Here is a 20,102-nt window from a genome sequence, read left to right as displayed (position 1 = left end):
GCACGACCAAGATCCTGACCCTGTTCCATCCCGCCTCGGGCCAGGTGCGCCTGCAGCCGGCCGAGCACTGTACGAATGCGGTGCTGCATCCCTGGCTGCGCGAGCGTCTCAGCGCGATCCTGGCGGAGTTGCCCGCCCCAGCTGTCGCCGATCCCGCTCTCACGCACGCGGCGTGGGAGGCCTGGCAGGCCGGGCTGAGCCGGTGCTTCACCTTGCCGGAGGAGGTGCCGCCGCTGCGGCTGCTGTTGGTGTGGGACAATCTTACCGGCCACAAGACTCCTGAACTGGTGCTGTGGCTGTGTGCGCATGGCGTCATGCCGCTGTACACGCCGGTCGCCGGCAGCTGGCTCAACATGGCGGAGTCGATCCAGCGCGTGCTCAAACGGCGGGCGCTCGCGGGACAGCATCCGCAGAGTTCCGACGAGATCGGGATCTGGTTCGAGCAGACGGCACGAAGCTGGAATGCGCAGCCGACACCGTTTGTCTGGAACGGCAGCGCCGGCAGCGGCGCCGGCGCTGCGCGACGGAGCAGATCCATCGCGTTGGCGGTTCCGGAGCCTGTACCAGCCAACCGCTGCCCCAGCCGAAATCACAGGCACCAGCAGAATGCCAGACCCGACGGCAGACGACCCACTAGACGTGCTGGCCGCCGTTGATGTGGAGTTCCGCGCCGGTCACGTAGGAACTCGCATCCGTGCAGAGGAAATAGATCGCCTTGGCGACCTCGTCCGGCGTGCCGAGGCGGCGCATCGGCAGTTGCTCGACAATCTTTTCCGTGCCGGGGGACAGGATCGAGGTGTCGATCTCGCCCGGCGAGATCGCGTTCACGCGCACCCCCAGCGGTCCGAAATCGGCGGCCATCTCGCGGGTCAGCGCGGCCAGCGCCGCCTTGGACGTGGCATAGGCCGCGCCCGCGAAGGGGTGGACGCGGGATCCCGCGATGGAGGTCACGTTCACCACCGAGCCCTTGGCCTTGGTGAGTTCGTCCTGCAGGCCGCGGGCCAGCATGATCGAGGCGAAGAAGTTCACCTGGAACACGCGCAGCCAATCATCATGGGTCGTGTGGATGGCATCCAGCCGGGAGCCGCCCGGCCCCTTGGGGGAGATGCCCGCATTGTTCACCAGCGCATGGAGGCAGCCGCCCTCGGCGGCGAGCCGCTCCTTCACCTCGGCGATGGCGCGGCGAGTATCTTCCGCATCGGCGAGATCGACCTGAAGGTGATCCTCCGGCCCCATCTCCCAGGGGCAGTTCTCCGGAAAGCCGTGCCGCGAGCAGGTGATGACCCGCCACCCGGCCGCGGAGAAGCGCTTGACGGTCGCATGTCCGATCCCCCGGCTGGCGCCGGTGAGCAGCATGATGCGGCGGGAATTGCTGGGCGAAGCGGACATGTGGGTTCTCTTCTGAGAGGGGGCAGACCCATATCCCGGTTCAGGGTCAGGGTCTACGGCGCCATTCGCATATCACGGATAAAGCCGCACCTTCCGCCAGCCGTCGCCCTCACGGGTGAACACGACCCGGTCGTGGAGGCGGAACGGCTTGTCCTGCCAGAACTCGATGGACACCGGAGCGATGCGAAAGCCCGTCCAGTAGGGCGGGCGCGGCACTTCGCCGATGGCGTATTTGGCCGTGTTGAGCGCCACCGCCTTTTCCAGGGCGAAGCGGCTCTCCAGCGGGCGCGACTGCTGGCTCGCCCAGGCGCCGATGCGGCTGTCGCGGGGGCGGCTCTGGAAATAGGCGTCGGCTTCCGCGTCGCTCACGAGCGTCACCGGCCCGCGGGCCCGGACCTGACGGCGCAGGCTCTTCCAGTGCAGGACCAGCGCCGCCTTCTTCTGTCCCAGCAATTCGCGACCCTTGTTCGATTCCGTGTTGGTGTAGAACACGAAGCCGTTCTCGTCGAAGCCCTTCAGCAGCACCATGCGGACGTTCGGCAGCCCGGTCTCGTCGACGGTCGCCAGCGCCATGGCGTTGGGGTCGTTCGGCTCCGAGGCCTCGGCTTCCGCCAGCCAGGTCCTGAAGAGGGCGAAGGGCTCTTCCGATTCAGTGAAGTCACCGGTTGTTAACGGGTTCAATGGTTATCTCGTGCTGTGACTTTAGGTTCTGGGGGATCCGACGCGTGACGTGGATCAATGCGCGCCGTTATAGATCAGATGTCGTCCGGAGCGAAGCCATGAAGCTGTTGGCGGTCGGCCTCTTGGCCCTGTCCACGAGCGCATGCAGCTTCTCCTTCGGCCTCTCGGCTCTCGACGACGAGGAGCCGAAATCCACCGGCACCATCGCGGCCAAGGCCGACACTCCCTTGTCCGCCGACCTCGACCAGGAGGACTGGCGCCGGGCCAAGGCGGCGCTCGCCGTCGCCCTCGATCCGCAGGGCCCGGGCACCCAGGTGTCGTGGGACAATCCCGCCACCACCATGAAAGGCACCTTCACGCCCATGGGCGCGCCTTTCGTGAAGAACGACGAGATCTGCCGCAGCTTCTCGGCCCATCTGAGCGGACCTTCGGCCTCCTCCCTGCACGGGACCGCCTGCCGGCCGTCCGGGGGCGACTGGGCGATCAAGGAGGTCAAGCCTCTCAAGGCTTCCGCCAAGGCCTAGCTCTTGGAGGTAAGGGCGTTGCAAAGGGGCAACACTTCGCCCATATGACCGTCAAACCCGTTGAGCTTTCAAGCTCCTGTTCTCCGACGGTTCATGGAATCCACGATGCGAAACCCCTACGACGTTCTAGGCGTATCCCGCTCCGCGAGCGAAGCGGAGATCAAGAAGGCGTTCCGCAAGCTCGCCAAGACCTATCATCCCGACAGCAACAAGGACGATCCCAAGGCGAAGGACAAGTTCGCCGAGGCGAATTCCGCCTACGAGATCCTCGGCGACGCCGGAAAGCGCGCGCAGTTCGACCGGGGCGAGATCGACGCGGAGGGCAAGCCGCGCTTCCAGGGGTTCGAAGGCTTCGGCGGCGGACGCGGCGGCGCGCGCCCGGAGGACTTCTCCGGCTTCAGCGGCTTCTCCGGGTTTACCGGCGGCGCTCGCCGGTCGAGCCGCGGCAATTCCGGCGCCGACTTCGGCGAGGACCTCTTCTCCCAATTCTTCGCCGACGCGTTCCGCTCCGGCGGCGAGGCGCCGCGCCAGGGCCGTGCCCGCTCCCAGAAGGGCGAGGACGTGGCCGCCACCTTGACCGTGACCCTGGAGGAAGTGGCCCAGGAGGCCAAGAAGCGCATCAGGCTTTCCACCGGCCGCGACGTGGACGTGGTGATCCCCAAGGGCGTCAGCAACGGCCAGGTGATCCGCCTGCGCGGGCTGGGGCAGGGCGCCCCCGGGATCGATCCCGGCGATGCGCTGCTCACCATCAATTTCGCGCCCCACGAGCGCTTTACGCCTGAGGGCTCGGACCTGCGTCTGCGGCTTCCGGTCGAAATCGAGGAGGCGATTCTCGGCGGCTCTGTGCGGGTGCCGACCCTGACCGGCTCGGTGGAGATGAAGATCCCGCCCATGACCAATTCCGGCCGCACCTTCCGCCTGCGGGGCAAGGGCCTGCCCACCAAGACCGGCCACGGCGACCTCTTCGTGACCACGGAGATCAGGCTGCCCGAGGTCGTGGACGAGGATCTGATGGAATACGCCCGAAAGCGCCGCTCGGCCAACGCGAAGTAGGACCTGCAGTGTCATTCCCGGCGGCCGTAAGGCCGGGCACCATTCAGCGATGAGCCATGGGTTCCCTTCCGCTGACGCTCCGGCCGGGAATGCACCCACCACGTCATGGCCGGGCTTGTCCCGGCCATCCCGATACGGTGAAGCGCCGTGCTTTTCCCATCGGGATCACCGGCACAAGGCCGGTGATGACGTGGAGAGTATGACGCGAAGCGGCTCGATCGCCTCAAGCTGGCTCAAGAGGTCTTCCCCCCCGCCGCCGGGTCGGCTAAAGAGGCCGTTCTTTCTTGACCTGTCCAGTGACGATCTAGGTGAATCATGGCGGAGACAAAGGCCACCGGCATTCTGGCCGGTAAGCGTGGCTTGGTGATGGGGGTGGCGAACAACCGTTCGATCGCCTGGGGCATTGCCCAGGCTGCCCGCCAGCACGGAGCGGAACTCGCCTTTACCTACCAGGGCGATGCCCTGAAGAAGCGCGTCGAACCCCTGGCGAGGGAGCTCGACGCTCATGTGGTCGGCCATTGCGACGTGACGGACGGCGCCACGATCGACGCCGTGTTCGACGAGGTGAAGCGCCTCTGGGGCTCCATCGACTTCGTGATCCACTGCATCGCCTTCTCGGACAAGGACGAGCTCACCGGCCGCTACGTCGAGACCTCCGAGGGCAACTTCACCAAGTCGCTCCTGATCTCCTGCTATTCCTTCACGGCCATCGCCCAGCGCGCCGAGAAGCTGATGAACGACGGCGGCTCGCTCCTGACGCTCACCTATTACGGCGCCGAGAAGTGGATGCCGCACTACAACGTCATGGGCGTGGCGAAGGCGGCCCTGGAGGCGTCGGTGCGCTATCTCGCGGCCGATCTCGGGCCGAAGAACATCCGCGTCAACGCCATCTCGGCCGGGCCGATCAAGACGCTCGCGGCCTCCGGCATCGGCGATTTCCGCTATATCCTGAAGTGGAACGAGTACAACTCGCCCCTGCGCCGCACGGTCACCATCGAGGAAGTCGGCGAGACCGCCGCCTATCTCGTGTCCGACATGTCGCGCGGCATGACCGGCGAGATCCTGCATGTGGATGCGGGTTACCACGTGGTCGGCATGAAGAACCCGGAAGCGCCGGATCTCTCCCTCGACAAAGAGTAACGTCAGCGTATCGGACCTGGTAACCGTGATCCCGTCCCGCCCCAAGATCTACTTCATTCGCCATGGCGAGACGGACTGGAATCTGGAGGGCAGGCTCCAGGGCCAGAAGGACATTCCGCTCAACGATGTCGGCCGCGTCCAGGCCGAGGAGGCCGGTCGCAAGCTCCAGGCTCTCGTGCCGCATGTCGAGGATCTCGCCTATGTGGCGAGCCCCATGACCCGCACCCGCGAGACCATGGAGATCCTCCGCGAGACGCTTGGCCTGCACCCGGAATCCTACAAGCTCGACGAGCGCCTGGTCGAACTCACCTTCGGCTCCTGGGAAGGCATGACCTGGAAGGAGGTCCGCAAGGCCGAGCCGTCGCTGGCGGCCCTGCGCGAGCAGGACAAGTGGCATTACGCGCCCCCCGGCGGGGGCGAGAGCTACGCCATGCTGGTGGACCGGGTTCGCCCGATCCTGGACGACCTCACCCGCGACACGGTGATCGTCGCCCATGGCGGCGTCGCCCGCGCCTTCCTGTCGATCTGCTGCGGAGTGAACCCCCGTCAGGCCGCCAGCATGGACATCTGGCAGGGGCGTGTGCTCGTCATTGAGGGTCGAAGCTACCGCTGGGTGTGACGGGAGAGCACGGCGACAACCTTCGCCGCGCTCCTGCGTTGTCAGAACATGCAATACATCTGCGATGCCCCGGGGGCGAAGACATGGTTCCGGATCGAGACGGAAGGCGAGGCCGCGCTCGAATCGGACGCCATGAGCCACGCGGTCGAGAAGCACTTCCGCAATGCCTGGGAGGCTGCGGCGAGCAGCTATCAGGCGGCCTCCAGTCCCTTCATCGAGCGGAATATCGGACTTAAAGCTCATATACAGCGCATGATGCCGCTGTTCCTGACCCTGAGAGACGCCGAAGGCAAGACCCTCGTCACGGCGATGCTGCCGCCGGAGGGGCGCCGCGACCCGAGCTTCAGGATCATCATCGTCGGCCCCGAGAACCGTGATCCGTACCCCGAGCACGAGGAAGCCATCGCGGCCCTCGGCCATCACTTCGGCCTCACCCTCAGCCGCGCCGATTGCTACCCCTATCGGTAATCCGTTTTAAGGTCCGGCAACTTACCCCGCTCAGGAACTGAGCAGTAGCCTTCCGGTTATACCTGAGCACGCAAGCAGGGTCTTGCCGTGCATTTGGACCGTCATGGCCATGATCGCAGACACCCATGCTGAGGACGCCGGAGCCGGCATCGCCTCGCACTCCGTGGTCCTCGGCGCCCTTGGCGTGGTATTCGGCGATATCGGCACCAGCCCGCTTTACGCGTTGCGCGAAGCGGCGGTGGCAGCCGGTCATGGCGTGCTGTCCCCGGCGACGGTCATGGGGGTGCTGTCCCTCATCCTGTGGTCGCTCATCGTCGTCATCTCGATCAAGTATTGCCTGTTCATCCTGCGGGCCGACAATCGCGGCGAGGGCGGAATCATCGCGCTTCTCGCTCTGCTCGGCGTCCGGCGCATCCAGCCCGGTTCCTGGCGCATCTACCTCGCCGTGCTGGGGCTCGTCGGCACGGCTCTGCTTTATGCCGACGGCACGATCACGCCGGCCATTTCCGTCCTGAGCGCGGTCGAAGGCCTCGCCGTCGACTCCAATCAGTTCAAGCCGTACGTGCTTCCGATCACCATGGCCATCCTGGTGACGCTGTTCTCGGTGCAGCGCATGGGGACGGGCCGCATCGGGCGCATCTTCGGTCCGTTCATGCTGATCTGGTTCGCAGTGCTGGGGCTGCTCGGCCTCGGCGGGATCGTGGCCGCTCCCGGGGTGGTCGCCGCGATCAACCCGCTTCATGCGCTGGCCTTCCTGATCGACACGGATCTCTCGGTCACACTCGCGGTTCTCGCCGCCGTGTTCCTCACCGTGACCGGTGGCGAAGCGCTCTATGCGGATCTCGGCCATTTCGGTCCAGCCCCGATCCGCAACGCGTGGTTCTTCATCGTCCTGCCGGCCCTCATGCTCAATTATTTCGGCCAAGGGGCTCTTCTGCTGACGGATCCGAAGGCGATCGAGAGCCCCTTTTACCATCTTGCCCCCGATTGGGCGCATTACCCGCTCGTGGTCCTGGCCACCTTCGCCACCGTCATCGCGTCCCAGGCCGTCATCACGGGGGCGTTCTCGCTGACGCAGCAAGCCATGCAGCTCGGATTCCTGCCCAGGATGCGGGTGATTCACACGTCGTCCCATGAGCGCGGGCACGTCTTCGTGCCGTTCGTGAACTGGGCTCTTGCGGCGCTGACCTTCGCGGCCGTCCTCGGCTTCGGGTCGTCCAGCAATCTGGCGGGCGCCTATGGCCTGGCCGTGTCGCTCGACATGGTGATCACGACGATCCTGGCGACCTTCGTGGCGCTGCATTGGGGCCATCGGCCCGTTCTCGTCTATCTGCTCAACGGAGCCCTGCTGCTGGTCGACGCGGTGTTCTTCGCCGCCAACACCACGAAGCTTCTGGCAGGAGGCTGGTTCCCGCTTCTGATCGCACTGACAGCCGCCTTCATGATGCTGACGTGGCGCAGGGGACAGCAGCTCGTCCAGCGTGCACGGACGCATCTGCGCATGTCCACGAAGGAGTTTCAGCACCTGCTGGAGCAGCAGCCCCCGATCCGCATTCCGGGAACGGCAGTGATCATGTCGGCATCCCCGACCGGTATTCCCGGAACCCTTCTGCATCACCTGAAGCACAACCGGGTGCTGCACGAGACGGTGTTCCTCGTGTCGGTCGTGGTCACGGACGAGCCGATCGTCAAAGGGGACGGCCGTGTCCATCTGGTGCCGATCTGTAAGGGTGTCCAGCGTCTCGTTCTTCGCCTCGGCTTCACCGAAAAACCTGACGTGCCCTCGGCGCTTCGCCTCGCGGCGGCCCGCCTTCACCTGCCCGACCTCGACCCTAACACGATCACCTACTATGTCGGGCGCCAGACGGTTGTGGCCTCCAGGAAGCTGCCCGGCATGGCCTTCTGGCGCGAGGTGATCTTCGCCATGCTCAACCGCAACGCCGAACTGACGGCGGATTACTTCTGCATCCCGGCCGCACAGGTCGTCGAGATCGGCAGCTCCATCGAGATTTGATCGGGTTCAGGTGTCGTCCCCGACGGCCGAAAGGCCGGGAAGGGGATCCATGGTGCTGCGCCGGATCGTGATCTCCCTTCACCTCGGCTGTGCTTGAATCGGGCGCTCCATCCCGTCCTGTCATGGCCGGCCTTGTGCCGGCCATCCCGATGCGGTGAAGCACGGCGCTCCAAACAATCGGGATCACCGGCACGGGTCCCCGGATCAAGTCCGAGGAGGTGATGACGTGGCGGGTGACATGAGGAGGCGGTGGCCATGACGGCGAGGGTGTATGAGAGCAACGTTATGTTCTCACTTTGTTCTTGACAGGCGGGCCAAGCTCGGCTATATCATCCCTCACTCCCGCCCGGCGAGGGGCGCGCTCGCGAGGCGTCGCAGCACCGGGGCGGGAGGCGGTCCCGCCGCAGGCCTCGCAACCCTGTGGTCGCGGGAGGTCGACCCTGGCCCTGCCAGCTGGTCCACCTGAAAAGAACCGCGTGCGAGGCGCCGTCCGGCTCTTCCACTTTCATCACACACAGCGAGCCGGGCCACGCAGCGCACCTCCCTCGACTGACCTGAAGGCTCGCAGCGCAAGCTGCGGGCCCACAGGCGCTGGCTCTTTGACAGGCCGATGAAGGCTGACCCGGATAGCCGGGTCTGACGACTGCTGCGTGCATGCTCACAGTTTTCCTGCTCGTCACCGTTGAGGTTGTCCGAGGAATATGCTCTTAGACGAAACTCTGTTGCAAATTCCGGAGTTTCCTATGTATCGCGCCATTGTCCTCGCAGCCGGTTTGGCCCTGTTGACGGGTTCTGCATCCGCCGAGACCATCGAGCGGACCGTCAAGGCCAACACGATTTCGGCGATCGGCGGCTTCCTCGGCTATGAAGTGAATACCTGCTACCCGTCCATCATCCCCGATGTGAAGGTTCGCCAGGAGCCTGCCAATGGCAGTATCCAGATCCGTCCGCACGAGGAGGCGCTCGGGAAGGACTCGCATTGCCCGGGCACGAAGGTTCGTGGGCTCGCCTACGTCTACACGCCGAAGAGAGGGTTCAAGGGAATGGACGAGGTGGTGATCGACATTCCCTGGAGTGGCAATGACCTTGCTCCACAGACCGTGTTGACCAAGACTTACAGGATCCGCGTCGAATAAAGCGGGACGGGTCGCGGCGACCCGAGATCGGGGGAGCCGGTTGCATGGCGCGTGACACCGGGGCGCTTTGGTCCTAGCGCGGCCCGCTGGGTCCGCCTCGAACGATGCCCTCTTCAAAAGGGTGGAGCATCGGATGGGATCCCAAAAGTGCATTCCACTTTTGGGTCCGATGCTCTAAGACGCCCTGAACATCGAAGAAGCGCCATGTCCCACAACACCTTCGGCCACCTGTTCCGCGTCACCACCTTCGGCGAGAGCCACGGACCTGCCCTGGGCTGCGTGGTCGATGGCTGCCCGCCCATGATTCCGCTCGAGGCGGCCGAGATCCAGGCGGAGCTCGACCGCCGCCGTCCGGGCCAGTCGCGCTTCACCACGCAGCGCCAGGAGCCGGACCAGGTCAAGATCCTGTCGGGCGTGTTTATCGACGAGCGCACCGGACGGCAGGTGACGACCGGAACGCCGATCGCGCTCCTCATCGAGAACGTGGACCAGCGCTCCAAGGATTACTCCGAGATCAAGAACTCCTACCGTCCGGGGCATGCGGATTTCACCTATGACGTGAAATACGGCATCCGCGACTATCGCGGCGGTGGCCGCTCCTCGGCCCGCGAGACGGCGGCCCGCGTGGCGGCCGGCGCCATTGCCCGCAAGGTGCTGCCCGGCGTCACCATCCGCGGCGCGCTCGTGCAGATGGGGCCGCATGCCATCGACCGGGGCAACTGGGACTGGGACGAGGTGGCGCGCAATCCGTTCTTCTGTCCGGACGCCAAGGCGGCCCAGTTCTACGAGGAATACCTCGACGGCCTGCGCAAGGACGGCTCCTCCATCGGGGCGGTCCTGGAGATCGTGGCCGAAGGCGTGCCGGCTGGTCTCGGCGCGCCGATCTACGGCAAGCTCGATTCCGACCTCGCCTCGGCCCTGATGTCGATCAATGCGGTCAAGGGGGTCGAGATCGGCGACGGTTTCGCGGCGGCGGCCCTGCGCGGCGAAGAGAATGCGGACGAGATGCGCCCCGGCAACCAGGGTGCGCCCACTTTCCTGTCGAACCATGCCGGCGGCGTGCTCGGGGGCATCTCCACCGGCCAGCCGGTGGTGTGCCGCTTCGCCGTCAAGCCGACCTCCTCGATCCTGACGCCGCGTTCGAGCGTCACCCGCACGGGCGGCGAGGCGGAGGTGCGGACCAAGGGCCGTCACGACCCTTGCGTCGGCATCCGGGCCGTGCCGGTCGGCGAGGCGATGGTCGCCTGCGTTCTCGCGGACCACCTGCTGCGCCACCGGGGTCAGGTGGGGCAGGGCGCGTCCTGGCCGTTCGAGGGTTGAAGCCGATCTGCAATAGCACCCTCGGCGATGTTTCGGGCTTCCGAGAATGAGGGACGGGCGCACACCCTGTCCGTCATGGCCGGGCTTGTCCCGGCCATCCCGATGGGAAAAGCGCTGCCGCCTCAAGCAATCGGGATCACCGGCACAAGGCCGGTGATGACGTGGGCAGGCAATTCACCAGCTCGTTGGCCTCAAACAATTTCGCAAAAGCCTCATTGCAAATTTTAGTTTTACTAAAATCCGGCCCTCGGCTAAGCCAGTGGCATGAAGCTGGCCGAATGGTTGTCCCGCAATGGCGTGTCGCGTGTCTCGTTCGCGCGCCGGATCGGCGTGACGCCCGGTGCCATCACCCAGATGTGCAATTCCGAACAGGCATGGCTTTCCCGGGACACGGCCGAACTGATCGCCCGTGAAACCCGAGGGGCAGTCACGCCCAACGATTTTTTGCCCGAATCCGCCAAGGAGACATGGATGTCCCACTCCGTTACCGAAGCCATCGAGGCTTTCGCCCGTGGAGAAATCGTCATCGTGACCGACGACGACGACCGCGAGAACGAGGGCGATCTGATCGTCGCCGCCTCCCTCTGCACGCCGGAGAAGATGGCCTTCATCATCCGCAACACCTGCGGCATCGTCTGCGCGCCGCTCACCGTGTCCGAGGCTCGCCGCCTGCGGCTCGACCCGATGGTGCAGGCGAACGATGCGCCGCTCGGCACGGCTTTCACCGTCACCGTCGACGTGAAGCACGGGCTGACGACGGGCATCTCCGCCGAGCAGCGCTCGAACACCGTGCGGGCGCTCGCCAACAACAACATGGGCGCGGCCGACTTCGTGCGTCCCGGTCACGTCTTCCCGCTCATCGCCAAGGACGGCGGCGTGCTCATGCGCTCCGGCCATACGGAAGCGGCTGTCGACCTGTGCAAGCTCGCGAACCTGCCGCCGGTCGGCGTGATCTGCGAACTCGCCAACGACGACGGCACGGTCATGAAGGGACCGCAGATCGACGCCTTCGCCGAGAAGCATTCCCTCAAGCGCATTTCGGTCGCGGATCTCATCGCCTATCGCCAGGCGCGCGAAAAGCTCGTCGAGCGGATCGCCACCTTCCCGGTGGAGACGCAATGGGGCCCGTTCACGGGCTATGCCTATTCCACGCCATTCGACAGCGTGCAGCATATCGCGCTCGTCCATGGCCGCATCGGCGACGGCACGAACATCCCCGTGCGACTGCACCGCGCCAACGCGCTCACCGACGTGTTCGAGGGAGGCAAGACGGTGAACGCGGCCCTGCAGCGCTTCGTGAAGGAGGGCAGGGGTGTCCTCGTCTATCTGCGCGACGGCACTGCCGGCGTCCCGACGACCTCGTTCTCCGACAGCGACGAGACGGGCTCGGAAGCCATGCGCTCCAGCCAATGGCGCGAGATCGGCCTCGGCGCGCAGATCCTGCGGGACCTCGGCGTCGCGTCGATCCGCAACCTCGCCACATCGAGCCGGTCCTATGTGGGCCTCAGCGGCTTCGGGATCGAGTTGCTCAGCGAAGAGCCCATCGAGTGTTGAGGTCGTGACACGGCGTTGTCATTCCGGGGCCGCGTAGCGGAACCCGGAACCTATAAACAGGACATGGAAGGAAAGAGCGCGCGATGTTCCGACTCTTTCTGCAGTGTCAGCGGTTATGGGTTCCGGGTTCGCCTGCGGCGCCCCGGAATGACCGCGGTGTGAGTTTTGAAGATTACACCCCCGTCTCGCGCCCCATGAGGGCATCGAGGTGGAAGGCCGTCGATCTCGCCAGGCCTTCGAGGTCGTAGCCGCCTTCGAGGACGGAGACGATCCGCTGGCCGCAATGGCGCTCGGCCAGGGCCATCAGCTTCTGGGTCGCCCAGGCGAAGTCCGATTCCATCAGGTTCAGGCTCGCAAGGGGATCGCGCCAATGGGCGTCGAAGCCCGCCGATATGACGATCAGGTCCGGGCCGAAATTGTGGATCCGGGGCAGGATCGCGGTCTCGACCGCCTCCCGGAACGCCTCGCTGCCGTCGCCCGCGTTCAGGGGCGCGTTGACGATGGTGCCGTGCACGCCCGTCTCGGACAAGGCGCCGGTCCCGGGATAAAGGGGGGCCTCGTGGGTCGAGCAATAGAGCACGCTGGCATCCGACCAGAAGATGTCCTGCGTGCCGTTGCCGTGGTGGACGTCCCAGTCGAAGATCGCGACGCGCTCGGCGCCGTGGCGCTTCTGCGCATGCCGGGCCGCGATGGCCGCGTTGTTGAAGAAGCAGAAGCCCATGGCCCGCACGCGCTCGGCATGGTGCCCCGGCGGGCGCATGGCCACGAAGGCGTTGGTCGCCCGGCCGGACATCACCTCGTCCACCGCCAGCACAGCGCCGCCGGCGCCCCGCAGGGCCGCTTCGTAGGTGCCCGGCGACATCACCGTGTCCTCGTCAATCCTGACTAATCCTTCTCGGGGGCTGATATCCCGCAGCCGGATGATGTATTCCTGTGGATGGGCAAGGGTCAGGCTCTCCATCTCGGCCATCGGTGCCAGTTCGCGGACAAGCGAGGTGAACCGCTCCTTCTCCAGGGCGCGCTCGATGGCGCGGATGCGGTCGGGCCGTTCGGGATGCCCGATCGGTGTCTGATGGTCGAGACTGGCCGGATGGGCGACGTAAAGCGTGGACATGTGCGTTCTTGAGTAAGGGGCCGCCGGGAGTGTCGCAGTGTCACGAGCGGCTGTCTATGTTGTTGCGATGCAACACTCTTCGAGGCGGAGCCGTGCCATGGTGTGTTTCGATTCGACTTGATGACCTCTCGGTCTATAAACCCGGCTGAAACGGACTTCCGTCTTGGCCCGAGCCGAGCTTGCAGAGCTTTACACAATGCGCCTTTCCCGTCTGCCCCTTCTTTTGGCAATGATCACGGCCCTCGCCGGATGTAACTTCAAAGGCATCCCGGACCCCCAGGTCTCCGCCCGCGACACCGAGTGGATGGCGCAGGTTCCGACGGCCGAGGACGATCCGCGGTTCGGCCGCTACATGATCGACGATCCAACGGGCGAGGCCCCGGGCACCATCGTGGTCGATACCAAGGAGCGCCAGCTCTACTACGTGCAGCCCAACAAGAAGGCGATCCGCTACGGCGTTGCCGTCGGCGACGAGGCCTATGGCTGGACCGGCACGGCCACCATCGCCCGCAAGGCGGAATGGCCGGACTGGAATCCGCCGGCCGAGATGAAGGCGCGCTGGCCGCATGTCCAATATACGAAGGGTGGTCCTGGCAATCCGCTCGGAGCACGGGCGCTCTATCTTTACGAGGGCAACAAGGACACGCTCTATCGCATCCACGGTACCAACGAGCCGGAGAAGATCGGCCACGCGGTGTCGTCGGGCTGCATCCGGATGCGCAATATCGATGTGATCGACCTCTACAACCGTGTCACCCTGAACACGAAGGTCATCGTCCGATAGGGCGGAGGATAAGCCGGCCGAACATGAAAAGAGCGCCTCGAGGGCGCTCTTTTGGTTTCGGGAGCAATTCAGTCGAGCATGGCTTCCTTGCGCAGGATCGCGGGAAGTTCGGATGTCTTCGGAGGATTCTGCTGCAGCTTGGCGGCCTGAACGGCTGCGGCGAGGGCCGGCAGCGCGACGGCCTTGAAAGACGGAATCGAGTGGGCGGCGTTCTGTTCGCCGGGTCGGGTGTTCTGCTCTGAAGCCTGCTGGGTCATTAATCCTCTCCGAAATATTGAGGTTGTTTTCTCAACCTGCGTCTTATGATCCGCTCGCCTGTGACCGCTTTGGGGCAGACCTGTGATCATGTGCTGGCTTGGCTGCAGATGAATTGTTCAAGCTGAATCAATCCTTAACGGTGCAACATTCCGGCGATTTGCAGCAGATCGCCGCCCGGCCGCATGGACGAGGCTTCCGTTAGATCCTGTAGGGCAAGGCCACGCTAAATGCCGTGCGCACCCGCACTTTTAGCGAAAGCCTCGCCGTCCCTCAGACCCATTTCGTAGGCTTTGCGGATTCCGATGGGATTGGTGATGTCGAACTGTCCGACCGGAACAGGTTCCGAAGGCTGGATATAGGTGCGGCCTTTCACCTTCGGGAAAGCACGGTAGAGGCGCGAGAGAATGACGAGCGTTCTGGCACCCCGCTCTTCGACCCGCAGGAGAGGCTCCGTCGGCACGTTGTCCACGAGCCCGCCGTCGAGGGCGGCCATGCCGCCAATGCGCCCGACCGGCATGAAGGGCGGCACGCTGGCGCTCGCCATCAGGGTCGCTGACAGTTCCGCAGGCGATGCCAGGTCCTGCACTTGGACGAATTCGGGGCGAAATCCCAGGGCTCGGCCGCCGTGCGGATGGACGGGAGAACGCCACTTCTTCTCGATCTGATAGGTTGCGATGCCCAGCGGGATGGCGAGCGAGAGGGGGAGGCGGCGCGGCTTGCGGGCCAGCCCGATCAGGATGGTCGGACCCTGCTTCAGGTGCTCCAGGGCCGCCTCGTCGATGATGGTCTCGATCAAGGTGCGGTACATGAGAGAGACCGGCCAGGGCGAGCCTTCGCTGCGCCAAGCGCGCCACTCGAAATTGCGGCGCCCCAGGCTGCAGCCCTCCGCCACCATCTCGTTCACGCGCCGACCGAGCCCGAGGAGGCTGTAGCAGGCCGACCAGGCGCCCGCGCTCACGCCGACGACCATATCGGGCTTCAGGCCGAGCAGCGGGGAAGCTGCCTCCCAGAAGCCGCCCTGCCAATAGCAGCGGTTGCCGCCGCCTGCGAAGGCCACCGCATCGAACATCGGGCTCTATCGGGATTTGGTGCCGGCTGCGACTTCCTCGGCTCGCGCCGTATCGCGCCAAGCCAGGACGATGCGCTCCAAGTCGACGAGATCCTGAGCCGGAAGCGTCCCGAGCGTGCGCATCACATAGGCTCGCTGCGCGGCGATCCCGCGGTTTGCCAGTTCATGGCCTTTCGAGGTCAGGTAAAGGGCATTGGACCGCCGGTCACCGGGGATCGATCGCCGCTCGACAAGCCCCGCCTCGACCATGCGGTCGAGAAGTCCCGAGACATTACCCTTCGTGACGTAGAGCCGCTCCGCAAGCTCCTGCTGGCTCATGCCCTCGCGCTCCGTGAGCGTGGAGAGCAGATCGAACTGTGGAATCGATAATCCCAATTCCTTCAGCTCTGCGGCAACCGCATTGGTGGCGCGGCGGTTCAGGCGGATGAAGCGGAACCAGATCCGCAAAGGATCGGCGGTCTCGACGGGAGCAGGGACTGGTGAGAGGGATGTCAAAGGCTTTGGGCTCCTGTAATCGGGGATAGTTTACATCGATACGATCCGCGTCGTCATCCCTGTGGAAAGCTGGCGTGCCATCTGGCTTCTCATCCATATGGAATTGTCGTGGATGCTGAAGGATTCAGTCACCAACATTCCTGTTAATGATGTGTTATTATGTTAAATATGACCTTATCTTTCTGGAAGGATAAGGCCGATGACGACCTCGTACGACCCTGGTTTCCCACTCACTGCACCGCAGGCCTCTCCCATGGCTTTTTCCGGACGCGGGCGTGAGTTCCTCAAGCTCCTGATCGCCGGAAGCCTGTTCCAGATTCCGACCTTCGGATTCTATCGCTTCTGGATGATTACAAAGCTGCGGCGCCATCTCTGGGCAAATACGCAGGTCGAGGGCGAGTCGTTTGAATATACGGGCACGGCGAAGGAACTGCTGATCGGCTTTCTGATCGCCCTCGCTGTCCTCGCGCCGCTCTACATCGCCTACTTTATTCTCACTTTCATGGCCGAGGAGCGCTATGCCTTCGCCAGCGTGCCATTGGTCCTCGTCATGTATGTGCTGGCGCATTTCGGCAGCTATCGCGCCCGCAAGTATCGGGCGAGTCGGACGGTGTTTCGCGGGGTGCGGTTCTGGATGAAGGGGGCTGGCTGGGCTTATGCCGGGCGAGCGATCCTGTGGGATGTCGCGACCCTGCTGACGCTCGGCCTCACCCTGCCATGGGCGATGGCTTCCCTGGAGCGCTACCGCATGCGCCACACCTATTTCGGCAATGTTCAGGGTGATTTTGTCGGGACGGGCTGGTCGCTTTTCAAACGCGGATGGTGGATCTGGGCGCTAGGAATTGTCCTGGTCTTCGGCATTCCATTACTGATAGCCGGTCTGGGGGCATTGCTGGTCTCTAGCGACGATGCAGTTCTCCGCTCGAAAGGGGGAACTGTTGCTATTGGGAACATTGCCGCTCAACTCATCCCATTCTTCCTAATTGTCGTCCCTCTTATCCTCCTCCCGCTTGCAATGGCCGTTTTCACACGCTGGCAGATTGACGGGTTGAAATTCGGAGAGGTGACGCTCGCCAGCAAGCTTCGTCGACGCACTTTCTACGGGCTGTTCTTGAAGCTGATCTTCTCATCTATCGGATTCCTCACGATTCTCGGCATTGTCGCAGCAGCTTGCTACTTGCTCTTCGGAGCATTCTTTCAGGAAGCGATCGAAGCTATGCGTGATATCGAGGAAATGTCCTGGGCGTCTGTGAGCGTCGGTCTTCTGATCGCTCTTGCATATCTCGCCGTGCTCATGGGCCTTGGCGTCCTTCAACGTTACTTCTTCGGACGCGGCCTGTGGGCTGCCATCGTCACGACGACGGCGGTTGCGAATTTGCGCTCGGTCGATGCCGCCGTGGCGGCGGGTCAACCGTCCGGAGTACTTGGCGAAGGCCTTGCCGACGCACTCGACTTCAACGTCGGCATATGAGGTGAGCCATGACGGATGCGGTGTTCTATGACGGGGAGAGCGCCCGCCGCAGGGTGGTCTCCCTGAACCTCACCGCATCCAGTCTCGATATCCATGAGGGAGGCGACTGGATCGCCTCATGGCCCGTCGGCGCGGTGAGGCGGAAGGACGCCCCCGATGGGGTGTTGCGACTGACCTGCGAGAGCGGGTCGCCCCTCGCCCGGCTCGATGTCATCGATGCGGCCGATCAGGCGGCCATCCGGCTTCATTGCCGCCAACTCGAGACGGGCCATGCCCGGGAACGGACCGGACGAATCCTGTTCTGGTCGGCTGGCGCTGCCGCGTCCATCATCCTGTGCGTCTTCTATCTGCTGCCCATCCTGGCGGAGCGGCTGACGCCGCTCATCCCGGCCTCTTATGAACGCCGTCTGGGAACGGCGGTCGACAACCAGGTGAGGGCGATCTTCAGCGGAAAGATCTGTGAGGAGCCGCGCGGCCTCGCCGCCCTGAAGACGTTGACGGCGCACTTGCGCAAAAATCACAATATGCCGGTCGATGTCGATATCGCGGTGCTCGAATCCAAGGTTCCCAATGCCATCGCGCTGCCCGGTGGCCGGATCTACCTGTTCAGTGCGCTTCTCGACAAAGCCGAATCCGCCGATGAGGTCGCAGGCGTGCTGGGTCATGAAATGGGCCATGTCTTCCATCGGGATGGACTGCGCAAAATGATCCAGGCCGGCGGCACCTCGTATCTGCTCGGTCTCCTGTTCGGCGACGTGACGGGAGGCGGAGCCATCGTCTTCGTCAGCCGTTATCTCATCGACAGCGCTTATTCCCGCGACGCCGAAGCGGCCGCAGACAGTTTCGCCGGACACACGATGACGGCTCTGGGGCGGCCCGCTCATCCCATGGCCCTGTTGCTCAAACGCATCGAAGGCGAGGATAAAGAGGAAGACGGGAACGATTTCAGAATTCCGGCTTTTCTGTCTACCCACCCGGTTACCGATCAACGGCTGAAAGCTTTGGAAAAACAGGTGCCGTCCCGTCAAGGCGAGCCGCTTCTCGATCAAGAGGAGTGGCGCGCGCTCAAAGAGATTTGTAAGACGACCTGATGCGCCGTCTCATCATCGAAGAACCGGTCTCACGCCCGGCCAAATGGTCTCCCGCCCTGGCGTCGTTCGCGCTTGTCGTGACCGTGCTTGCCGTGTTGCTGATCCGCTTCGGCCGGATCGATTATCAATCGGGCTTCATCGCGCTCGGCGCAGGCATTGCGATTGCGCTCCTGGCGGTCGCCATGGCCCTGCTGGGCTTCGTCCGCATCTGGCAGGAGGGGCGCCGGGGACTGGGCAGCGCCGTCAAAGGGCTGATCATCGCGGCGCTCGTTCTCGCCTATCCGGGCTTGATGGCGCTCAAGGCCGCCACCCTGCCGCCGATCACCGATGTCAGCACCGACACGGACGATCCGCCGGCCTTTTCCCGCTCGCGTGCTGCGCTCCAGGCCCGTGACGGGCGCATTCCACCCGATGTTGCACCGGAGGCGCGGGAGATGCAGCGGGCCTCCTATGTGCAGATCGCCCCGCTCACGCTGGATATCGGCCCGGATGAGGCCTTCGCCATCGTGGAGAAGGCCGCCCACAATCTTGGCTGGCAGGTGATCGAGGCCGTGCCGCCCGGCGGGCGCATCGGGCTCGGGCGGCTGGAGGCGGTCGACCGTTCGCGCCTGCTCAAGATGCCGAGCGACATCACGGTCCGGGTCCGGCCGCGCGTCGACGGCACACGCATCGACATCCGCTCGGCTTCACGCTTCGGCAGCCACGATCTGGGTGCCAATGCGGGCTATATCCGTGACTTCCTCGAGGAGGCCTCGAACCTGGCGATCGCCGTGCGCTGATCAGGCAGGCCGGTACTCGCTGTCCAGGGCGGGTATGCCCTCGACGCGCGCCTGTCCCTTGGCGACCAGATCTTCCAGATGTGCGAAGACCGAAAGGCCTGCAGCCCCGACCAGGGCCGGGTTCAGTCCCTGGTAGATCGCCGCCACGATCTCCGGGATCGTCCGGTCGCCGGCCTTGAGCCGGTTGAGGATCGAGGCCTCGCGCTGGCGCCGATGGTGGATGAGGGCCCGCACGAATCGCTGAGGCTCCTGCACCGGGCCGCCATGGCCGGGCCAATAGAGCGTCTCCTCTCGGCCCTTCAGCTTGTCGAGGGATTCCATGAAGGCGCTCATGGAGCCGTCGGGCGGCGCGATCACGGTCGTCGACCAGGCCATCACGTGATCGCCGGAGAACAGTGCCTTCTCCTCGGGCAGAACGAAGGCGAGGTGGTTCGCCATGTGCCCGGGAGTCGCGAGCGCCTCCAGGGTCCAGCCGGGACCTTCGATCGCATCGCCCTCACGCATTTCCCGGTCGGGCGCGTAATCCCTGTCGGAACTCGCTTCCAGCGAATTGATCTCGCCCGAGAACAGGGGGCGGGCACTGTGATGAGGCGCGCAGCCGACGATCTCGGCTCCCGTGGCGGCCTTGAGGGCGCGGGCGGCGGGCGAATGGTCCTTATGGGTGTGTGTCACGAGGATGTGGGTTACCGTCTCGCCCCGCACCGCGTCGAGAAGCGTCTCGATGTGGCCGGGCGCGTCGGGGCCCGGATCGATGATGGCGACGTTCCCCGTGCCGACGATATAGCTGCAGGTCCCCGTGAATGTGATGGGCCCCGGATTCCTGGCGACGATCCTGCGAACAAGAGGACTTACCCGCACGCATTCGCCCGATTGGGCAGGAGAGCGGATGTCGAAGGTGAGATCGTCGGCCATGCAGGATTCCTCATGGAGGCAATTGGCATCCAGCGCTTCCTAGCGCATCGTGCGGAAAAGTGGACCCGGTTTTCCGCGCCCAACGATGCGCTCTTCAAAGAGCGGCGCATCGTGCGGAAAAGTGGACCCGGTTTTCGAAGCGGATATCGGGCCCATTCGTGTCCACAAGCACCGGCAAAAGGCCCGAACCTTCGCTTGAGGCAAGGGCCGGACCTCCTTATAAGGCTTCAT

The 20,102-nt window shown here is 64.5% G+C and carries 21 protein-coding genes; 14 read left to right on the top strand and 7 right to left on the bottom strand.

Annotated features, from left to right (window positions below; translation table 11 throughout):
• A partial coding sequence (locus DDF70_RS17675) for a transposase (protein WP_205772441.1) occupies nucleotides 1-656 on the top strand: 656 nt, incomplete at its 5' end.
• On the opposite strand, the gene DDF70_RS17670 is transcribed toward DDF70_RS17675, so the two are convergent.
• Together DDF70_RS17670 and pdxH are read right to left on the bottom strand one after the other, a co-directional pair.
• Nucleotides 634-1,356 (bottom strand): SDR family NAD(P)-dependent oxidoreductase, encoded by a 723-nt coding sequence (locus DDF70_RS17670; RefSeq protein WP_114946177.1) that lies wholly within the window; start codon nucleotides 1,354-1,356, stop codon nucleotides 634-636. The two genes, DDF70_RS17675 and DDF70_RS17670, sit on opposite strands and share 23 nt — an antisense overlap.
• 105 nt (nucleotides 1,357-1,461) lie before the next feature.
• Complete coding sequence (pdxH, locus tag DDF70_RS17665) at nucleotides 1,462-2,070, bottom strand: pyridoxamine 5'-phosphate oxidase (RefSeq protein WP_114946169.1); 609 nt, start codon at nucleotides 2,068-2,070, stop codon at nucleotides 1,462-1,464.
• 98 nt (nucleotides 2,071-2,168) lie between these two features.
• Between pdxH and DDF70_RS17660 the strand changes: the two genes are divergently transcribed.
• The 9 genes from DDF70_RS17660 to ribB all read left to right on the top strand — a co-directional run bounded on the left by DDF70_RS17660 (nucleotide 2,169) and on the right by ribB (nucleotide 11,898).
• Nucleotides 2,169-2,594, top strand: coding sequence for an RT0821/Lpp0805 family surface protein (locus DDF70_RS17660; RefSeq protein ID WP_114946168.1), 426 nt, complete (start codon nucleotides 2,169-2,171; stop codon nucleotides 2,592-2,594).
• A gap of 105 nt (nucleotides 2,595-2,699) precedes the next feature.
• Nucleotides 2,700-3,647 carry a DnaJ C-terminal domain-containing protein gene (locus DDF70_RS17655; protein WP_114946176.1) on the top strand — a complete coding sequence of 316 codons (948 nt, stop codon included), beginning with the start codon at nucleotides 2,700-2,702 and terminating at the stop codon, nucleotides 3,645-3,647.
• 315 nt (nucleotides 3,648-3,962) lie between these two features.
• The gene (gene fabI / locus DDF70_RS17650; RefSeq protein ID WP_114946167.1) at nucleotides 3,963-4,787 is read left to right on the top strand and encodes an enoyl-ACP reductase FabI; all 825 of its coding nucleotides are present in this window, start codon (nucleotides 3,963-3,965) and stop codon (nucleotides 4,785-4,787) included.
• A gap of 25 nt (nucleotides 4,788-4,812) precedes the next feature.
• Nucleotides 4,813-5,406, top strand: coding sequence for a histidine phosphatase family protein (locus tag DDF70_RS17645; RefSeq protein WP_114946166.1), 594 nt, complete (start codon nucleotides 4,813-4,815; stop codon nucleotides 5,404-5,406).
• A 48-nt stretch (nucleotides 5,407-5,454) separates the two neighbouring features.
• Complete coding sequence (locus DDF70_RS17640; protein ID WP_114946165.1) at nucleotides 5,455-5,874, top strand: hypothetical protein; 420 nt, start codon at nucleotides 5,455-5,457, stop codon at nucleotides 5,872-5,874.
• A gap of 109 nt (nucleotides 5,875-5,983) precedes the next feature.
• The gene (locus DDF70_RS17635) at nucleotides 5,984-7,888 is read left to right on the top strand and encodes a potassium transporter Kup (protein ID WP_114946175.1); all 1,905 of its coding nucleotides are present in this window, start codon (nucleotides 5,984-5,986) and stop codon (nucleotides 7,886-7,888) included.
• Between the two features lie 743 nt (nucleotides 7,889-8,631).
• A complete protein-coding gene (locus DDF70_RS17630) occupies nucleotides 8,632-9,024 on the top strand; it encodes a hypothetical protein (protein WP_114946164.1) in 393 nt (130 codons plus the stop codon).
• Nucleotides 9,025-9,228: 204 nt separating this feature from the next.
• Nucleotides 9,229-10,344, top strand: coding sequence for a chorismate synthase (gene aroC, locus DDF70_RS17625; protein WP_114946163.1), 1,116 nt, complete (start codon nucleotides 9,229-9,231; stop codon nucleotides 10,342-10,344).
• 264 nt (nucleotides 10,345-10,608) lie between these two features.
• Nucleotides 10,609-11,898: a 3,4-dihydroxy-2-butanone-4-phosphate synthase gene (gene ribB, locus DDF70_RS17620; RefSeq protein ID WP_170316092.1), complete on the top strand. Its 1,290-nt coding sequence runs from the start codon at nucleotides 10,609-10,611 to the stop codon at nucleotides 11,896-11,898.
• Nucleotides 11,899-12,070: 172 nt separating this feature from the next.
• Here ribB and DDF70_RS17615 read toward each other — a convergent pair whose 3' ends face one another.
• Nucleotides 12,071-13,012 (bottom strand): histone deacetylase family protein, encoded by a 942-nt coding sequence (locus tag DDF70_RS17615; protein ID WP_114946162.1) that lies wholly within the window; start codon nucleotides 13,010-13,012, stop codon nucleotides 12,071-12,073.
• 196 nt (nucleotides 13,013-13,208) lie between these two features.
• Here DDF70_RS17615 and DDF70_RS17610 point away from each other — a divergent pair, with 196 nt between their 5' ends.
• On the top strand, nucleotides 13,209-13,796 hold the full coding sequence (locus tag DDF70_RS17610; protein WP_170316091.1) for a L,D-transpeptidase: 588 nt from the start codon (nucleotides 13,209-13,211) through the stop codon (nucleotides 13,794-13,796).
• Between the two features lie 68 nt (nucleotides 13,797-13,864).
• Here the strand turns inward: DDF70_RS17610 and DDF70_RS17605 are convergent, their stop codons facing one another.
• The 3 genes from DDF70_RS17605 to DDF70_RS17595 form a co-directional block, all read right to left on the bottom strand.
• On the bottom strand, nucleotides 13,865-14,053 hold the full coding sequence (locus DDF70_RS17605) for a hypothetical protein (RefSeq protein WP_114946161.1): 189 nt from the start codon (nucleotides 14,051-14,053) through the stop codon (nucleotides 13,865-13,867).
• 224 nt (nucleotides 14,054-14,277) lie between these two features.
• Nucleotides 14,278-15,123 (bottom strand): patatin-like phospholipase family protein, encoded by an 846-nt coding sequence (locus DDF70_RS17600; protein ID WP_114946160.1) that lies wholly within the window; start codon nucleotides 15,121-15,123, stop codon nucleotides 14,278-14,280.
• A 6-nt stretch (nucleotides 15,124-15,129) separates the two neighbouring features.
• Complete coding sequence (locus DDF70_RS17595) at nucleotides 15,130-15,618, bottom strand: MarR family winged helix-turn-helix transcriptional regulator (RefSeq protein ID WP_114946159.1); 489 nt, start codon at nucleotides 15,616-15,618, stop codon at nucleotides 15,130-15,132.
• Between the two features lie 199 nt (nucleotides 15,619-15,817).
• On the opposite strand from DDF70_RS17595, the gene DDF70_RS17590 reads away from it, so the two are divergent.
• Genes DDF70_RS17590 through DDF70_RS17580 form a run of 3 tightly spaced genes read left to right on the top strand, consistent with a single transcriptional unit; the run spans nucleotide 15,818 to nucleotide 18,959 of the window.
• Complete coding sequence (locus DDF70_RS17590) at nucleotides 15,818-17,089, top strand: DUF898 family protein (RefSeq protein ID WP_114946158.1); 1,272 nt, start codon at nucleotides 15,818-15,820, stop codon at nucleotides 17,087-17,089.
• A gap of 8 nt (nucleotides 17,090-17,097) precedes the next feature.
• Nucleotides 17,098-18,180 (top strand): M48 family metallopeptidase, encoded by a 1,083-nt coding sequence (locus DDF70_RS17585; protein WP_114946157.1) that lies wholly within the window; start codon nucleotides 17,098-17,100, stop codon nucleotides 18,178-18,180.
• Nucleotides 18,180-18,959, top strand: a complete 780-nt coding sequence (locus tag DDF70_RS17580) for a DUF1499 domain-containing protein (protein ID WP_114946156.1) — start codon at nucleotides 18,180-18,182, stop codon at nucleotides 18,957-18,959. Before DDF70_RS17585 ends, DDF70_RS17580 begins: the two co-directional genes overlap by 1 nt.
• On the opposite strand, the gene DDF70_RS17575 is transcribed toward DDF70_RS17580, so the two are convergent.
• The gene (locus DDF70_RS17575) at nucleotides 18,960-19,871 is read right to left on the bottom strand and encodes an MBL fold metallo-hydrolase (RefSeq protein WP_114946155.1); all 912 of its coding nucleotides are present in this window, start codon (nucleotides 19,869-19,871) and stop codon (nucleotides 18,960-18,962) included.
• Nucleotides 19,872-20,102 lie beyond the last annotated feature (231 nt).

It is taken from the genome of Microvirga calopogonii, from assembly GCF_003347665.1.
Classification (GTDB): domain Bacteria; phylum Pseudomonadota; class Alphaproteobacteria; order Rhizobiales; family Beijerinckiaceae; genus Microvirga; species Microvirga calopogonii.
This window is presented reverse-complemented; position numbering and strand designations above follow the sequence as displayed.

Coding starts and splice junctions, on each gene's coding strand:
- DDF70_RS17580 (WP_114946156.1), top strand. CDS start 18,180: ATGCGCCGTCTCATCATCGAAGAACCGGTCTCACGCCCGGCCAAATGG.
- DDF70_RS17670 (WP_114946177.1), bottom strand. CDS start 1,356: ATGCTGCTCACCGGCGCCAGCCGGGGGATCGGACATGCGACCGTCAAG.
- DDF70_RS17585 (WP_114946157.1), top strand. CDS start 17,098: ATGACGGATGCGGTGTTCTATGACGGGGAGAGCGCCCGCCGCAGGGTG.
- DDF70_RS17610 (WP_170316091.1), top strand. CDS start 13,209: ATGCGCCTTTCCCGTCTGCCCCTTCTTTTGGCAATGATCACGGCCCTC.
- DDF70_RS17635 (WP_114946175.1), top strand. CDS start 5,984: ATGATCGCAGACACCCATGCTGAGGACGCCGGAGCCGGCATCGCCTCG.
- fabI (WP_114946167.1), top strand. CDS start 3,963: ATGGCGGAGACAAAGGCCACCGGCATTCTGGCCGGTAAGCGTGGCTTG.
- DDF70_RS17615 (WP_114946162.1), bottom strand. CDS start 13,012: ATGTCCACGCTTTACGTCGCCCATCCGGCCAGTCTCGACCATCAGACA.
- DDF70_RS17660 (WP_114946168.1), top strand. CDS start 2,169: ATGAAGCTGTTGGCGGTCGGCCTCTTGGCCCTGTCCACGAGCGCATGC.
- DDF70_RS17600 (WP_114946160.1), bottom strand. CDS start 15,123: ATGTTCGATGCGGTGGCCTTCGCAGGCGGCGGCAACCGCTGCTATTGG.
- aroC (WP_114946163.1), top strand. CDS start 9,229: ATGTCCCACAACACCTTCGGCCACCTGTTCCGCGTCACCACCTTCGGC.
- DDF70_RS17575 (WP_114946155.1), bottom strand. CDS start 19,871: ATGGCCGACGATCTCACCTTCGACATCCGCTCTCCTGCCCAATCGGGC.
- DDF70_RS17605 (WP_114946161.1), bottom strand. CDS start 14,053: ATGACCCAGCAGGCTTCAGAGCAGAACACCCGACCCGGCGAACAGAAC.
- DDF70_RS17655 (WP_114946176.1), top strand. CDS start 2,700: ATGCGAAACCCCTACGACGTTCTAGGCGTATCCCGCTCCGCGAGCGAA.
- ribB (WP_170316092.1), top strand. CDS start 10,609: ATGAAGCTGGCCGAATGGTTGTCCCGCAATGGCGTGTCGCGTGTCTCG.
- DDF70_RS17590 (WP_114946158.1), top strand. CDS start 15,818: ATGACGACCTCGTACGACCCTGGTTTCCCACTCACTGCACCGCAGGCC.
- DDF70_RS17630 (WP_114946164.1), top strand. CDS start 8,632: ATGTATCGCGCCATTGTCCTCGCAGCCGGTTTGGCCCTGTTGACGGGT.
- DDF70_RS17640 (WP_114946165.1), top strand. CDS start 5,455: ATGCAATACATCTGCGATGCCCCGGGGGCGAAGACATGGTTCCGGATC.